Annotated in this window: 21 protein-coding genes; 14 read left to right on the plus strand and 7 right to left on the minus strand. The window is 44.7% G+C overall.

What is annotated here, in order from left to right; translation table 11 throughout:
- Positions 1–50 precede the first annotated feature (50 nt).
- On the plus strand, positions 51–245 hold the full coding sequence (locus E5331_RS01940; RefSeq protein WP_123482741.1) for a hypothetical protein: 195 nt from the start codon (positions 51–53) through the stop codon (positions 243–245).
- 12 nt (positions 246–257) lie between these two features.
- Positions 258–791 (plus strand): hypothetical protein, encoded by a 534-nt coding sequence (locus tag E5331_RS01945; RefSeq protein ID WP_123482742.1) that lies wholly within the window; start codon positions 258–260, stop codon positions 789–791.
- Positions 792–1195: 404 nt separating this feature from the next.
- Here E5331_RS01945 and E5331_RS01950 read toward each other — a convergent pair whose 3' ends face one another.
- The 5 genes from E5331_RS01950 to E5331_RS01970 are packed head-to-tail and all read right to left on the minus strand — an operon-like array spanning position 1196 to position 4782.
- The gene (locus E5331_RS01950; RefSeq protein WP_123482810.1) at positions 1196–1819 is read right to left on the minus strand and encodes a CatA-like O-acetyltransferase, family 2; all 624 of its coding nucleotides are present in this window, start codon (positions 1817–1819) and stop codon (positions 1196–1198) included.
- Positions 1820–1878: 59 nt separating this feature from the next.
- On the minus strand, positions 1879–2661 hold the full coding sequence (locus E5331_RS01955) for a helix-turn-helix transcriptional regulator (protein ID WP_123482743.1): 783 nt from the start codon (positions 2659–2661) through the stop codon (positions 1879–1881).
- A gap of 35 nt (positions 2662–2696) precedes the next feature.
- Entirely contained in the window at positions 2697–3710 is a 1014-nt protein-coding gene (locus tag E5331_RS01960; RefSeq protein ID WP_123482744.1) for an alpha/beta hydrolase, read from the minus strand.
- Positions 3711–3767: 57 nt separating this feature from the next.
- Positions 3768–4427, minus strand: a complete 660-nt coding sequence (locus tag E5331_RS01965; RefSeq protein ID WP_260403679.1) for a hypothetical protein — start codon at positions 4425–4427, stop codon at positions 3768–3770.
- A gap of 10 nt (positions 4428–4437) precedes the next feature.
- Entirely contained in the window at positions 4438–4782 is a 345-nt protein-coding gene (locus E5331_RS01970; RefSeq protein ID WP_123482745.1) for a DUF3795 domain-containing protein, read from the minus strand.
- 658 nt (positions 4783–5440) lie between these two features.
- Here E5331_RS01970 and E5331_RS01975 point away from each other — a divergent pair.
- From E5331_RS01975 to E5331_RS02020, 9 genes are all read left to right on the plus strand, one after another.
- On the plus strand, positions 5441–5713 hold the full coding sequence (locus E5331_RS01975) for a hypothetical protein (RefSeq protein WP_094401825.1): 273 nt from the start codon (positions 5441–5443) through the stop codon (positions 5711–5713).
- A 12-nt stretch (positions 5714–5725) separates the two neighbouring features.
- The gene (locus E5331_RS01980; protein ID WP_123482811.1) at positions 5726–5971 is read left to right on the plus strand and encodes a hypothetical protein; all 246 of its coding nucleotides are present in this window, start codon (positions 5726–5728) and stop codon (positions 5969–5971) included.
- Positions 5968–6363, plus strand: a complete 396-nt coding sequence (locus E5331_RS01985) for a hypothetical protein (RefSeq protein ID WP_185155197.1) — start codon at positions 5968–5970, stop codon at positions 6361–6363. The genes E5331_RS01980 and E5331_RS01985 overlap by 4 nt, the downstream gene beginning before the upstream one ends.
- Before the next feature lie 22 nt (positions 6364–6385).
- Positions 6386–6667: an LPD28 domain-containing protein gene (locus E5331_RS01990; RefSeq protein WP_123482746.1), complete on the plus strand. Its 282-nt coding sequence runs from the start codon at positions 6386–6388 to the stop codon at positions 6665–6667.
- A 37-nt stretch (positions 6668–6704) separates the two neighbouring features.
- A complete protein-coding gene (locus E5331_RS01995) occupies positions 6705–7178 on the plus strand; it encodes a hypothetical protein (RefSeq protein ID WP_135939736.1) in 474 nt (157 codons plus the stop codon).
- A gap of 392 nt (positions 7179–7570) precedes the next feature.
- The gene (locus E5331_RS02000; protein WP_123482748.1) at positions 7571–8143 is read left to right on the plus strand and encodes a phosphoribosyltransferase; all 573 of its coding nucleotides are present in this window, start codon (positions 7571–7573) and stop codon (positions 8141–8143) included.
- Positions 8133–8648: an SLOG family protein gene (locus E5331_RS02005; RefSeq protein WP_123482749.1), complete on the plus strand. Its 516-nt coding sequence runs from the start codon at positions 8133–8135 to the stop codon at positions 8646–8648. Before E5331_RS02000 ends, E5331_RS02005 begins: the two co-directional genes overlap by 11 nt.
- Before the next feature lie 431 nt (positions 8649–9079).
- On the plus strand, positions 9080–10792 hold the full coding sequence (locus E5331_RS02015; protein ID WP_123482750.1) for a ParB/RepB/Spo0J family partition protein: 1713 nt from the start codon (positions 9080–9082) through the stop codon (positions 10790–10792).
- Positions 10793–11247: 455 nt separating this feature from the next.
- A complete protein-coding gene (locus E5331_RS02020) occupies positions 11248–11613 on the plus strand; it encodes a hypothetical protein (RefSeq protein WP_123482812.1) in 366 nt (121 codons plus the stop codon).
- A gap of 96 nt (positions 11614–11709) precedes the next feature.
- Here the strand turns inward: E5331_RS02020 and E5331_RS02025 are convergent, their stop codons facing one another.
- Together E5331_RS02025 and E5331_RS02030 are read right to left on the minus strand one after the other, a co-directional pair.
- A complete protein-coding gene (locus tag E5331_RS02025) occupies positions 11710–13017 on the minus strand; it encodes a hypothetical protein (protein ID WP_123482751.1) in 1308 nt (435 codons plus the stop codon).
- Positions 13018–13086: 69 nt separating this feature from the next.
- Positions 13087–13713: a recombinase family protein gene (locus E5331_RS02030; RefSeq protein WP_123482752.1), complete on the minus strand. Its 627-nt coding sequence runs from the start codon at positions 13711–13713 to the stop codon at positions 13087–13089.
- A gap of 397 nt (positions 13714–14110) precedes the next feature.
- Between E5331_RS02030 and E5331_RS02035 the strand changes: the two genes are divergently transcribed.
- Genes E5331_RS02035 through E5331_RS02045 form a run of 3 tightly spaced genes read left to right on the plus strand, consistent with a single transcriptional unit; the run spans position 14111 to position 16005 of the window.
- Positions 14111–15163: a hypothetical protein gene (locus E5331_RS02035; RefSeq protein WP_123482753.1), complete on the plus strand. Its 1053-nt coding sequence runs from the start codon at positions 14111–14113 to the stop codon at positions 15161–15163.
- 20 nt (positions 15164–15183) lie between these two features.
- Complete coding sequence (locus E5331_RS02040; RefSeq protein ID WP_123482754.1) at positions 15184–15633, plus strand: hypothetical protein; 450 nt, start codon at positions 15184–15186, stop codon at positions 15631–15633.
- Between the two features lie 18 nt (positions 15634–15651).
- Positions 15652–16005 carry a hypothetical protein gene (locus tag E5331_RS02045; RefSeq protein WP_123482755.1) on the plus strand — a complete coding sequence of 118 codons (354 nt, stop codon included), beginning with the start codon at positions 15652–15654 and terminating at the stop codon, positions 16003–16005.
- The last annotated feature ends 19 nt before the right edge of the window (positions 16006–16024 follow it).

The following is a 16024-nucleotide window of genomic DNA, read 5'->3' on the forward strand; positions in this document are numbered from 1 at the left end:
GGAAGGAAGATTCCAAGATAGGGAAATAAAAATTAAAACAAAATTCAGCGATGCGAACAAAAAGAATGACAGCAGAACAAGGCAGAAGATGTGGCATCAGCCGCTTCCCAAACTTCCATTGCACTGGCTCAATAAAGGGCATGAAGAAACTCTATTACGGAAATGATGCGCTTCTCGTAAGGTGTGGGCAGTATGTCTATAATGTGACAAGCGAGCCGTCAATATACAATCAAGCAACAATATAATTTCATACGGACATGAAACAGATAATATGGACAAGTGACTATCTTTTAGATGATAAAGCGAGAAAGGAATACGAGAACTCACAGCGTTACCTACTCGATGATGACGATTACAAAGTCAGCGATGCGGAATGGACAGAGGTTACCAACGATAATCTGACGGACGAGCGCATGAACCTTGACAAACAGATAGAAGGTGTTGTCATAGCATTTGCCGACCTCGGTTTATGGAACGGCAGACGGCAAGGGTACAAGATACTCGGACATAACATCAACGGCATATTCAACGTGTCGGAAGATGAAAACGAATGGTATGGTGACGGCTTCAACATCCGTGGCAGCCTCTCACATCATGACGGCACCCATTATGTACTTTACCGTGTGGCGAAAGACATTGACGAGGCGGAACGTATAGGTGAAATGATTTACAACCGTGAAATAGACGAAGCCGGCTTCCGCAAAAAAACACGCTCGCTTTATCCGTATGTAGCGGAGATTTATGGGTGGAAAACAGGACGTTTCAGAAGGGCTTTTCAAAAAGCGGTGTGACCGATGACACGCTGATTTCTCCATGAGGGGTTGTAAAAAATTCTTTATGGTGGAACGGCGTGCCGTCCTTTCCCTTTATATCTCCGTCTGCCATCCGACCTATTTATACGGAATATTCCCTTTTGTGACATAGGCTCCCCGCCCTGTAATAGCGGAATGTCTGTAAATTTCCAGCAAAACATCAGGAGCGAGGACCGAATGGCCGGCATCACGCTTCTTTCTTTTTTTGCAGGAAATCTTATCGGCAAACATGACACATGCCGTATGCTGACACAAACGGCAAGAGTCATTCTTCAGTTTGCCTGGCAGACCATCTTATTACCCACCCGTGCCTATGCCTTTCAAGTCGTCCATGCGGCCGATTCCTGTTTTTAGCCAACAGATTTCATGGTAAGAACTTGCCTTTAGTCAATAGCCACCTTATTTATCTCGGTCTGCAGTATATCGAGGAATTTTGCGGCATGGGCACCGTCCATCTGAGTGTGGTGGAATTGGAAAGATAAAGTCAACTTTGTTTTGAACCAACTCTTACGGTATCGCCCCCATATCATAAACGGATTGTTGAAGATACCACTATACATCCCCACGGCTCCGTCGATTGCATATTGGACCAATGCGGATGTGCCGATCACCATGCTGTCGGTTATATCATGATTCTCGCAAGTCTCCGCCACTTGTTGCGTCAGACGGAGATAATTGGCATTGAATTTAGCCACATCCGGAGAATATGGAATGTCGCATGAACTTACTTCTCCGGTCTTGTTGGCAACAATGGTATTGACCGCTATCGAATCATAGCGGACAAGTCTGTCGCCCACAGGAAGCATAAAGAACTCTTTTACCTGGCTTGCCGCTTTGCCGATACACCAGCAAAGCAGCATATTGAATTTCAAACCGCTTCGTTTACTGATTTTTCGCAATTTGCTGACATCTATGGTACGAAACAATGTAACCATAGGCATTGGGGCTTTCATCCACATTTCAAATGCGTATGCGCGGGTTGTCTCCGCAGGATTGACTTCTTGCATCATTTTTTTGATGCAAAGTTACGCTGACATTTTTGCATGGGATAGAAGAAAAGAGACATTCACACAGGATGGGTGAACAAATCGGAATATGGCTCACAATGGTTCAATAGTGATTTGGGTGTGTAGCCACTCATAACCTTGAAGTCCCGGATAAAATGCGACTGGTCGGTAAAACCGCAGTGGTAAGCTATATAGGCATAATCCCGTGAACCGCATTGCAACATCCTGAGCGATTTTTGAAATCTGACAATCCGGGCATATTCCTTCGGATTCATGCCCACCTGTTCACGAAACACACGTTCGTATTGTTTCTTGCTCAGACAAGCGTTGTCGGCAAGGATATTGATTGGAATGGCCGAGGTGTTCAATAGTTCCCTTATCGAATTGCCTATTCTTTGAATATTCAATGTCGGTTTTACTTTACCCAGCAGCCACCGTTCAAGGATGCCAAGGGATTCGTCACTACTTTGGCAATCGAATATCTTTGTGGCAATCTCGCTGAGCTGTCGGTTATCAATATCATATCCCGAAATCTCCCGGTTGTAAAAGGCAGATGGCGGTGTGTCTATGAACATCCCTATAGTATGCGGATAAAACACAGCCACAATCATGTCCAAATTTCCATCCGATTGAATATGTGACGGGAAATTCACTTGCCCACTTATAGTAAACCTGTTCTGGAGACTATTTAGTTCGGGAACATATAGTGGTGATTTGCGGTGGAATATAATCTGAGGACAACCAATGGGAAATGTCAGGACACTGAACGGCTCATCGTCCTCCAGCATCCAGTAATAACGTACATACGGGCGTAACTCTTGTTTCGGTTGGATAATCCTCATGACATACGTGTTTTGTATGTGAATACTGTTTCCCTTTATTTTGCAGTCTGATCTGAATGTCTGGAGATGAACTCAACAGATTCTTTCACGGAACGGCAGAATGCCGTCGGCTGTCCGGCAACCGTTATAAACAGATGGACTGATCCGGGAATCAGAACATATTTCAGTTCCACCCCAAGTTGCGTCAGCCTGTCTGCGAAGCCTGCCCCTTGACACCGGAGTATGTCTCGTTCAGCCGCCACAAGCAATGTTGGTGGCAGTTTGGCAAGAGCCGAATCAGCCGCTTCTGCAGGAGATACCAACGGATGGTGTGGTTCTGAGGTATAAGCATCGTTGAAAGCGTTCATTAGTTCACTGTCAAGTCCGAACCCTTTCCCGAATTGTTTCCATGATTCAGAGTCGTCTGCATAAGCTTTTGTGACAGGATAGAAGGTAATCAGACTGTTGAAAGTATTCTCGGGGAAACTCAGTGCCACGGCTATGGCAAGATTTCCGCCTGAACTGTCTCCACCAACAGAGATGCTGTCACATTTCCACTCCGTCATCTTGCTTTGAGCAAATTTTATGGCATCAATGCAATCGTTCAAACCTTCGGGAAAAGGATGCTCAGGCGCAAGCCTGTAATCTACGGCAAGCACAGCAATGCCCTTCTCAGCCATTGCTGCGCAATATCGGGAACAACTGTTTACACTGCCAATCACCCAACCGCCACCGTGGAAATAGACAAGTAGTGGTATCGTGTCGTTATCATAGCGATCGCTACGGAAGAATGTCAGGTTGTTGCCTATGTCAGTGCGGGTCACTCCAATGGGTAATTCAGCTGCCAGGTTTCTTGCATTTCTTACGTTAAAAAGCAAGTCGTCATCGCCGGCAATCGCCTTGCGGATCGCTTCTGTCTGGTATTCCTGAAGTTTGTCCGGCATATTGGCAAGAAATGAATCGGCTTCAATACGTTCCGTATTCTTGTCGCAGTCGGTATTTGCGGAATATAGTGAGCATGCGCACCATATTACAAGTGCAACAATAAGCAACCTGTTGAATTTTGACATCAAAAACATTGATCTAAATGGAATTATCTTTATAGAAAAAAGAGTCCTTTATGTTGTCTATACTTCTTTTGATATATATGGAGGATAATCGTCTTTTGATAATCTTTTTTCCAATGTTTTCGGATTGACATCCCAAAGTGTAGGAAGATACTCATATACAACTTTTCCTTCATTAAGATAAACACGGATTCTGGAATCAAAAGCTACAGGCTTATATTTATCCTCATCAATAGGATTATCCCTATACAGTAATTGGTTTTCCTGCCAACAGAGTTCCTTTCCATCAAAGACGACATCAAATATACCACATACAACTGCATCCATCGTTTGGTTTTGAACTGTCGTGGAAACACAATGCATATACCCTGTTAATTGATTTGTACTTTTCCTCATTGCCAATTCATAACAAAACACACTTGTACCTGTATAGTCTTTAGCGATGGTAGTTCTCACACCGTTCTCATCTAAATTAAAAATCTGTTCATGGGTTATGGTAGTGAGATTAAACTTAAAGCCATTTACTGTTCTTTCCAGATTGGAAAACACCATTTGGTCGCTGTATATACCTTCCAAATTCCCATCTCCAAGTGTATAGACAACCTCATCAGTAGCCAATTTCTTGCCAATAAGGTGATTCTCTAAAAAGTGAATAATTTTATCTTTCATATCTAAACAATTATTAGTCTTTCCAGTATTGGAATTGAATTTATTTTCCATATATTCTACTTTACTGCTTTTTTATTGCATGACATTTGCGTAAGGTCATCTCATCGGCAAATGCCTGTTCACCACGTTCACGGATATAGTTGATACATGCAGGACGGTCTGACCCGAACAAGAGACCTAAAACATTTCCTATAGGATTGGAGAAGATCCTGCAATCTGTAACATCCTTATCGCACTCAGCACAGGTGTGAAAACCGCAGCCTTTGGCACATGTCCTGATTTTGCACCATGAAGTTTTCTCATTAAGGTGGCAACCGGGGCATTGTTCCGTAAGATACTTACGACATGCGCCACAGTACAGCCCGCACGCAGCTATCAGTTGTTTGTTTGCTTCAATCTTTTTCACTACTATTCACATGTGCGCCCCATAGTCCAATAAGGCTGATTATTAAATGCAAAAGCGCGGACCGCAATACCACTTCTAATTTGGAGGTCGTAGGAAACCTTGCATACAGATGTAGTAATAGCAGCCCACGCTATAGCGTGAGAACCACCATGCCATCTTAGTATGCAATTTGAAAATTTCCTACGTTTCCAAATACTTGATGAGCATAACGCTTCTTATCTTTTCGTATGTTTCGGACAAGAGTTGCCTCTATCCGGGTGCAAAGTTACTCATTTTTTGCGGCAATCTCTTATAATTTAATGGCTTTCTGCGTTTGGGCTGTAAGATTTTGCCTCACATCGTATTCTCGCACTCCCCAAAATCCAGTTATATGAAATCAGAACACGCTATGTTCTGAAACACCTCTTCTATATTGTCTTTTTTGTGTTCGTTCGGTTGGCCGGCCTCAGATGATTGTTTTACCGCGAAGTTAAGTCCGTCCGGCAACCGTCAAGGCCATACCTGTCGGTGACTTCCGAAAATCTTCCTCCTGCGGAGCGTATTTTCGTGTCAGCCTTGCCTTTATGCCTGCCGTTAGCTTCGTGTTTGCAGTAAAAAATTCCTCTAAGTCCGGAACACACCGGAAGAAAGGGAAAAGTAAACTTAAAAAATATCAGTTATGGACAACAGACCCAACAAGGAACAGGAACTTGCAAAACAGGTGGAAATGGCTCTAAACTCCTTCAGCTTCAGCCCCAAACTGTTTGCAGCAGTTATCCCGACAATGCACCGCACGTTACAGCAGTCGCTTTGGCGGCTCATAAAGGAGTGCATTAAGGTTATCGCTGACGATAAGACAGGACACGATGACCGCAACATGGCGTCACATCTTGAAGCCAAGGAGATGCTTGAATACTTAAACAAACATGGACGGCACATTCCGTTCGTATAAAATCTTATGGATATGGAACAGACATTCTATCTACTTACAACCCTCATTGAAATGCAGGACAGCGTTTCTGACGGACACGCCCCATATCGTTCACTTGACGATGCGATGAAAGCATTTGAAGATGAAATCGCTGATTGCCAAGAAAACTTCAACGTGCAACACGGTAGCACTCTGATAGACCTGCCACGGTGCAAGGAATGGAGGACAGAGGACGGTTACGGCTATACGGTGACAGTCGAAGAAATGACACTGCTATGAAAAAGCCAAAATACAACTACATCTACAGACTGATTGACCGGATAACCAAGTCCGGTCAATCAAATAATGACAGTTTTACCTATTACGGGCATCTTGTGGAACTGCAAAGCGGTACAAGAGGCTATGTTTCTGTGACACTGTACAAAACAGATGACAGATATGGTGGAGAACTCGCAGATTTCAGTTTCGACTATTGGACGCTTGAACTGCATTTTATCAGCACAGTAGGAAAGGCTCTAACGGAAAGCATCATCTATGCTTTCAGACATTTTTATACTCCCCGGACTATTCGCATATCATACGATGAATACGAGTATGAGGACGAGGATACGACCTATGAGTATGACGAAACAGATTGGGACAAGCCGCCTGTAAAACGGTTCAACAAGTGATAACCATCAAACAAAAAGTATTATGACATTCGATTACAACAAGGAACACAAGACATCCATGTCGCTGGTGCTTGAGAACGGTATTTCAGTAGAGGGCGAGTTTATCGACCTCAGAATAACAGTCGATACCCTGCCAAAAGGGAAGCAGTGGTATCAGATACGTCACAGTGACGATGATGGCTCAGAACCCGCATCGCTAAAAAGGGGGTGCGTGGTTGTAAACTTCTTCGGCACTTTCATCTGCGACCCGATAGACGAAATGAAAGACGGTGACGAACTGGAGATAACAGAATGGGGTTGGTAAATGACCGCCCCTGTATATAACTTAAAATCATGGATATATGAAAGTAAAGAATTTTGCGACATTCGGGCTGTTTGTTGACGGCGAAATTATAGACAGCGGAAGCATACACGCTATGGAGAACGAGGCGACACGAAGAATCTTAAGCGGTCAGTCTGAAGCCGCCCACATATCTGTCTTTGACTTCGACGGCGACAAGGTTGTGGAGAAAGCACCTGTCTTATCGCTCCGCAGAAACAATGACAATATCATCATCGCCAATATGTTGTTGCCCGACAATTCCGAAAACGTCAGGAAAAACCTCACGCTGATTGAGATAAAGGATATTGTCGATGAGATAATGGAGTGTGACTCTTTGGTTGACCGTACCGAGTTTGACACGGTACGGTGCAACATCGGCGGCGGTATGCTGTGGCTCTGTGACCTTGAGAAACTGCAACGGCATTTCGACATAAAGGGTGTTATCGCCGAAGGAGATAATATCGCCCTGCTTATCCGCAATTACCAACTTTGACCTTTTTCCCTTTGCCTTCCCCACCGAGGCAAAGGGAGCCTGCTTTTTTATAACGCTGAAGCGCAACCCCTTTTTAATGCGTAACAGTCCATACCTGTTTTATCTTCCGGTTTTATCCGTCGTACCTGCCAGTTATAGTTCTCTGCCATGATTTCATACATACCGCCTTACCTCTACGGATTATTTCTGCAAAGGTAGCGGCAGGCTTTGTCAAACGGCAAATCCCGGACGGCAAGCCTTATGGGAAATCTTCCTCCATTTGCATGGAGCGTATTTCTCATCCTTGATTTGCCTTTTTGCCGCCATGCCCCTTTGCCGGCAGAAAAATCCCTCGCGGCAAGCCGGACAGCTTCCGAAAAAAGGGAAATGACAAAAATTAAACATATCATATTATGGCAAAGGTAACTGATGAAAAAGTCAAGAGACAGCTGGAGAAAAAGACTACGTTCTTCCTTAAATACTTCCCCGTGCGCATAAAGAACGTGGGCGAGGACGCTGTGGAAGCACGCAAATTGGTCTGGGCGTTCAAGGATGCGGAAGACGGAGCATGTGAGAAAGTGGCACGAATGACTTCCGACTACATAAACAAGGAGTATGGAGGTAGAGCCAAAGACATCGTATTTGTCTGTGTTCCTGCAAGCACGCAGGAGCAGAACGAAAACCGCTACCGAAAGTTCTGTGAGAGGGTCAACGAAATGACAGGCATCCGCAACGGCTTTCCGCACGTGAGAATATCGTGTGACAGACTTGCAGTGCATGAGCACCGCCACGACAAGACTGTCCGCATGGCTCAAGTGATAGAGTTTGATGATGATTATTTCTACGGAAAGGATGTCGTGGTCATGGATGACATCATCACCACCGGCATGAGTTACGCATTGTTCGCCAACCAACTTGAAGTGTTCGGGGCAAACGTATTGGGCGGCATCTTCCTTGGACGCACACATTACCGATATGGGAAATAACATAAATCCAACTGCCATTAACAGGCGGTGTTCCGCAGCCTTTACGGGACACCGCTCATTTCCCCATGGAGGAACGGCAAACGTAAAGGCTGCCTTGACGGAGCTTATCAGAGATTGGCACGGAGAAGGTATCACCAATTATATGTGCGGCATGGCATTGGGCTTCGACCTTATGGCGGCAGAATGTGTGCTGCAGGCAAAAGCGGATTTCAACGACATCACGCTTACAGCCGTTATACCATTCCGCGACCAGTGCGGGATGTGGAATTGGAGTGACCGCCAACGCTACCATGCCATTTTACAACAGGCGGATTTTCACATATTACTGAGCGAGGTGTATTACAAAGGCTGTTTGCTTGTGCGAAATGATTTCATGCTCAAACATGCGAGCCGTATTGTTGCCTACTATGACGGGCGACGTCGTGGTGGCACATACTATACCTGCAACAAGGCTGGAGTCATGAACATTCCTGTCCTTAACTTGTATGACCATTTGTCGGGATGACACACTAAGGATTGTCCGTCCGTGGAGAGGGAATAAACCTCTTCACGGAAAGCGCAAGGCTGCCCTCTTATATCCCGGCCGGTCATGCAGGTCGTCTTAACCTGTTTTACCGCATTTACCTTGTTTACAACCTCTCGGTGTTCTCCTGCTTATATCATTCACATTCTCTGGTCTTGCCCTGGTTCTTTCCCTTCGTCACCGGTTTGGTTTTATCAGATGCGAAGTTCGGCCGTCCCGCTTGATCCGGCGGCTTGAAGTGCATTTCTTGCAAAATCTTCCTCCAGTGGAGAGTATTTGGCAAGAAAAGCCGTCGTATGAAGCTGATAAGACAGCCGTGTGTTGCATCTGTAAAACTCCAAAGCGGTTCCGGGAAAAAGGGACTGAAGAAAGGGGAAAATAAACATTCAATAATAACCCATAAATTCAAAAAAATGGAAGCAACATTAAATCAGACAGCAGTAAAGGACATCACAATGGTTGCAATCTCTGCAATCCGTCCTAATGGTTTCAACCCACGCAAGCACTTTGATGAAGTGAGTTTGAACGAACTCGCAGAAAGTATTCGTCAGCAAGGAATACTACAGCCTGTCACCGTGCGCCCCATAGCAGACAGCAACGACTATGAACTTGTGTTCGGTGAGCGCAGATACCGTGCTGCAACGATTGTCGGCATGCAGGAAATCCCTGCCATAATCAATGACCTTTCCGATGAAGAAGCCGAGGAAATCGCCATTACCGAGAACCTCCAGCGCAAAGATGTGACACCCATGGAAGAAGCCAATGCCTACCAACGGCTCATGGAAAGCGGACGGCACGACCTTTCTTCCCTTGCTGTGCAGTTCGGCAAGAGTGAGGCTTATATCCGTACAAGACTGAAATTCGCATCGCTTATTCCCGAAATCGCCGCCTTGTTGGAAACGGACGAAATCACGGTCAGCGTGGCAAGCGAAATCTGCCGTTACGGTGAGGACATACAGCGTGAGGTGTACGAACAGCACCTGAAAGAAGATGTGACATATAGCAGTTGGCGAGGGCAGAAAGCCTCTGAAATCGCAAGGAGCATTGAACGGCAGTACACCGCAGACCTTGACCGTTATTCTTTTGACAAGACCCTGTGCCTGTCATGCCCCCACAACACAAACAACATGTCGCTTTTCTGTGAGGGTTGTGGAAAATGTGCAAATCGCACATGCCTTGCCGAAATGAACGCATCGTACCTTGTGGAAAAAACCCTGCAGGTATTGGCGGAGAACCCCACCGCAACGCTCGGACATACCGACTATGACTACAACCTTATCGCTGTGGAGCGTCTTATGGCTATGGGACATGAGGTGGAGAGTGCCATGCCATACGGTACGGCTTATCCCCGACAGCCCGAAGCACCTGAAAAAGAGGACTACGACAACGAGGAAGCCTATGAAACGGCATGCAGTGATTACGAGCAGGAACAGAGCGACTATAGGGAAAGATGCGCTGAAATACACCGCCAAAGCGAGAACGGCGAAATATCGCTCTACGTGAAAATAGGAAGCAACAACATAACGCTGTGCTATGTAAAGAAGAACAACACCGCAGACGATACGACACAAGGACAGCCACTTTCTCCTGTGGAAAAGTTGGAGAAACAGGACAAGCGAAACAAGGAAATCGCCCTTGAAAAGACTATCGAGGACACCAAGAAGCAAATCCTTAACATAGATGTGGCAGAAGCCAAGTTCGGAGCGGACGAGGACAGAATGGTTTATTTCTTTTTGCTGTCAAGCCTACGGAGAGAGAACTTTGCCCTGTTAGGTATATCCGAAGAACACTCCCCATACCTCAATGACGAGGACAAGATGAACATCATCGCCAATCTGACGGCAAAGACAAAGGCTGTTATCCGCAGGGATTATCTGATAGCGCAGTTCAAAGACGCATACAGGAACAATGCCACAGCAGACCTTATGCTTGACTTCGCACGTAAGCACATGCCGAATGAACTTGCTGAAATTGAGGACGGCTATAACCAAATCTATGAGAAGCGACACCAACGCATTGAGGAAAGGAAAGCCGCTATCGTGGCTAAGGAAAAGCCAACGGACGAAAATGACGATGCAGCAGAGGCATCCTCCGAAGATGCGAAGCCGGAAGAAGCTGCGGCATAATGAGCAACAGGCAGGGTGGAGAAATCCGTCCTGCCTGTATGCTTAACATACCGTCAGACAACAACGGGCGGCGACACTTCCTGTTATACTAATTCTCGATTCATCCTCCAGTTATAAACTTTTATACTAATCCTTTTGGGCTTCCTCCATTTATACACGCTGGTGTTGTATCATATCAACCGTCCTGTCGGCTCTGTTTTTCTCTTGCAAAGTTACTGCGAGGTGAATTTGGCCCAAGTACCGCCATACTATCCAGACTTTATTTTGCGGAAGCCTTCCTCGATTTGTAGCCAAATCGGGTGTTCCATAAAATAAAGTCCGGATTTCTTGTGCATATTCTCCTGTCTTCGCAGTGATGGGCGCAAGTAAAAATCAAATCCCGACCGGACGGAACGAAGCTCCTGATGTGAGGGGAAATAAAAATTATTCATAAACACTTAAACATGAGCGTCTATATGGAAAAAGATTATGTGATGTCTGTTGCTGAAACGGCAAAGCAACAACTATTTGGCATGACCCGGACTTCTGTTCTTATGTCATGGGGCATAAGTGGTTTATATGCCACAGAGTTCAAGGACATGCCGGCATTGAAACTTAAAGTCAATGGAAGATTGTTCAAGGGGTTTGTAGTAATAGCCCTGAACGGAAGCGACTATTACGAGGTCTATCTCACAAATGATACCGAGACGAGACTTGTCAGCGATGAAGTCTGCTTTGACGAACTTGGAGAACTGATTGACCGCCATATCGAGCGTGGAGACAATCAAGAAGAATACGATAAGTTTTGTAACATCCAACTGATGAAGCTCGTGACGGGTTAATGGCTTATGACAAATACAAGGCGGTGAGATGTCCGAGGATGTCCCACCGCCTTATATGCTACAGATTGATGATACCACTTATAAGAGCATTTTATATCACTGTTTCTTTTGCGGATAATAAGATGCTAAATTCCAGTTTTTCCATAATAGTCCAAGCGGACACAATTCAGCTTCACTTGCTCTTACCCATGGCGTATGAAGACATTTATCTTCTGTTGGGTTTAATCCTTCTTCAGGGTGCTCATTGAAACTTCGTACACACCAGGGATATAATGAACATTGAAAATTCCCATCATGGAGGATCTTGTATATTTGATGCACAGATTTCAAAACTTCCACATTCCAACCAGCTATCCCTTGTGGTTTAACGGTATAGTAATCTTTCTGCTTATTCTTCATCATGGGAGTACCTAAATCATTTACTATCTGAGTAAATAATCCACTGGTTGAAGCAGGTGAATCAGCAATAATATCTAATAAATATGATGGATTATGTTTTCGTAAATACAATGCTTTATCAATAACTGTATCAACCCATCCCTGATATGCTTCGTGTAATTCCGGATGTTCAGGAACCCTATAATAGGATTTCAGTTTTTTTCTTGCCTCATTAGCAATACCTTCAAAAAAATCAAATAGTTTAATGTCTGTATTAACCTTGGCGTTTCCTAATTGAGAATATATATCTTGAGCCTTTTCTGGATTGTATTTTTTATCTCTAAACTGATACAGCATATCAACAAAAACGTGACCAGGATTAGAAAACATCAATGAGCAATCAGCCAATGCTAATACATTTAATATCCTTTGCCCAAACTCAGGGAATATGGCACTTGCAACTTTTTCCGCTGAAGAATATGGAAAATCATCAGATTCTTCATATTCTCTACAACAATGTCTTTCCATTATATAGGCAATGCTCTCTTTTATTGCCGATGCGCCAAAAGATATTATATCATCTTCATTTGCTTGAATACAAACGGCCGGGATACTTGGTAAGTTTTGTTCTTTTCCGAATTTCAATTCAAAATTCTCTACAGAAACCCTTACATTGTCCAAGGTTTTTATATTGGTATCCCAGTCTCCCAATGTAACATCTTGAACCTGTTCATTAAGTCTGATATTATCTTTGTTATCATCATATATATACGGAACTTCAAAGGCTTGTTTACCTTTTGCATATATATCATTGACCACACTTTGAACATACTCTCCATAGGCGTAGCATGTGGTTAGTCCATAGGTGGTAGTTATATCTTGTAAAAAATGGATATATTCATGAAAGAAAAGAGAAAAGTCTCTTTCCGAAAGCTTGTTCAAATCAATTTCTCCATCAATCTTTAGATACATTTCAAAGAAAGCGGGTATATATTCACCTCTATTAGCTTTTTGTCTGTAATCCATATTTCCTTTTCTAAATTTTCATTCGAGATATATGACACAACATTGTCCAGTATGACAATGCTTCCCCTCTCAGTCCTCCTTCTTCTTTCGAGGGCCGAGTGGTCCTTTCCAGCGACCGCGATCAAGCTGCACATTGGCTTCGTTCAGGATGCGGAACACGCTGCTCCGACTACTAAATCCAGACTCCTTGAAAATTTCATCAATGGAGAATCCTTCGAGATACATGTTGACAATACGCTTGTTACGCTCGGCACGCCCCATCGCTTTGTCGCTAATGCTCTCAATATGCTTCTTTATCCTGCTTATATGGTGCGAGGACTTACGGATAGCGTTTGCTTCCTGCGGCAGCAGGGCAATGGCGGTAAGCACGTCACTTGTCTGCGTTCCGGGAAAAAGCTCGTTGCCCGAATCAATCCTGTCACGGATGGACACCAGTCTGATGTTCTTCACCCGGCAGAACTCCAGAAAGAAGACGAGCTGCCTCGCACCACGCAAAGCATTCGACAGTTTGGGTATGACAACAGTATCCCCGAACTGGACACGCCCCATAAGGCTGTCCCACATTGTCCTTGCCTTGTCCGCAGACAACAGTTCCTCTCTTACAATCTCCACACAACCGAAGTCTTCCATCCATCCGCTGTCCGCAGAGAAGTCCTCGTAACCGGGAGCCGTCATTATATATCCTATTTTTGCCATCGTGTATAAGAGTATGATTTTGTCTGCAAAGTTAGCTAAATAATCCGACAACTTATCAGACTCTTCCCAAAATCAGCCATTCTGACGCCATTTCTATGATTATTTATCGGATATAACTGCTAAACGTTATAAAGTTAGTCATATTCACAGATTATTATATGCTGTTAGCAACAGATTTTTCACAGCAAAAAATGAGTATGATTACACTCATTTACAGATTGTCTTTCAATGTCTTTCCTTTGCAACCCCAAAAGTTACAGCCATTTGCAAAAATCGCATTTAGAGTATGATATTTCAATTTAATATAAATATAATTACGATTGTACTTATATCTCGAAATTATACTCTACTTTCGCAGCATCAAACAATCGCTTGTGCGACAAAAACAGATATTGATATGACTGATTATCCGTCAAAAAAGACAATGGCGCGGCAGATTGCCGCCTTGTTACCAATGTTCTTGCTGGGAATGTTGGTTTCCGCCTGCAACGGCAGTGATTCAGAAGCAAAAAGTTTTTCTGACGCCAATGCTGCGTTGGAAGATTACGAAGCCTTCCTGCGCTCTGTATCTAAACAGAAGACACTTTCAAACTCAGAGCTTGTATCTTCCGTTTTGGAATGGAAAGCTCTCGATGATTCAGTGACAGCTGCCATGTTCCGTGACAGCGTACATACGAACCGTGCAGTTGTTGATTCGACATATTTTTCCCTGCGCGATTCCATTACCGATAAACTGACTTCGCTTGTTGACAGCCGTAAGCGGTCGTTTCAGGATTATCTTGACTTCTCGCTGGCCGTCAACAGACCGAGACTTGACTCGCTCTCAAACCAGTTGATGATGTCAGCACACAGATTCTATGCCTCGATGGATTCCGTCCCTGTTTTCAACATGGACAATGTTTCTACCATTCACAGGTATGAAGACATCCTCGATGATGCAACCCGCCGTGGGATTCATACAAAACGAGACCTGTTCTTGTTCCTTCGGAATGAGGACAGAGCCTTCCGCTCTTTTCTCGTTCATCTGCCGACACTCGGTGGCATCCCTCTCGCCAAAGTCCGCGACAGCTCGTCTGCCCTGATGAAAGAGATGGTCGAGTTGTGCCAAGGAGATAATCCGGCATTTACCACTTCCGAAGTTGTCATACTGCTTACGATGCGCAATAACCGACGTCTGTTGCAGAATGCCCTGCAATGCGTGAACGACATCAACAACCGCAAAGTCAAGGGCGGAGATCAGGCGGCAGCCTATCTGTGGATGCTGTTACAGCCATGGATTTCATTTGACGGCTTCGCCCTCTCGCTTATGAGCGAAGCACAAATAGGCACACTGAAGATATTGGCAACAGAAACGCCAAAGTGCGTGGTCAAACTTGGGAAACCGCAGTTCCCCATTGATACGGATGAGCTTCCTTCGCTGCTCATCAAAACCACCATCACAAATCTCTGACACGAAAAACGAATACAATTATGCTGAAACACAAAATTGAGAGATTCCTCACATACATCTCCATGCAGATGCCGTCACTGATGTCACGCGCGAACTATGCCGGTGCAGAAATCTTCGACGGTATGGCCATCCTTGAGTTCAAGTTACCGAAGCCCTGTAACATAAGCGACCTGCTTGACGAGTTCGACGACCAGATGGAACTGATTATCCTTTACCATATCATTCCGTCTGAAGCAACAGTCATGGGACACCAGTGCTGTGCCTATTCCAATCCGTCATTCGATTATCTGTACAAGGTCAACGGTATCAGTGATGACAATGGCATCTGCGATACCCTGTACGCCTCGCTTTATGATTCGCTTGAGAATTTCGGGCTTGACTTGCAGGCCGAGCTTAACGACCAGACGGCGAAAAGCAAGGTCGTCTTTGCCCGCAAGGAGGAAGATCTCCTGCGCGACTTCATGAAATAAACCAGAGCCACTTATAGGATGAAAGAGACCGCATACAACAGAATTGTCGAGATAATCCGTGCAAGGCGCACCTGGATAACCGTGCTTCATGCCGACAGGGAACGTAACATGATGGTTCAGGTAGGACGTGAACTTCGGGAAGTACGTTGCCGTGTGCTTACACTTGTCGCCCTGCGTAAACACGGGCTGTATGAGCAAGGCCATGTGTGGGACATTCCGGAGTACAATCTTGAAAAGGCAGTGCGCTCACTCAAACGCGGTTCTCGTTTCAAGGAGCGGTGGAACAAAGAAACAATAAGTCCTGATGACATTGAAGAGATTATAAACCGTGCATCCTATGGATTCATCCGGCTCGAACTTTCCGATTTATAACTAACAACTCAAATAACAC

The sequence above is a fragment of the Lepagella muris genome (assembly GCF_004793975.1).
Lineage (GTDB): Bacteria > Bacteroidota > Bacteroidia > Bacteroidales > Muribaculaceae > Lepagella > Lepagella muris.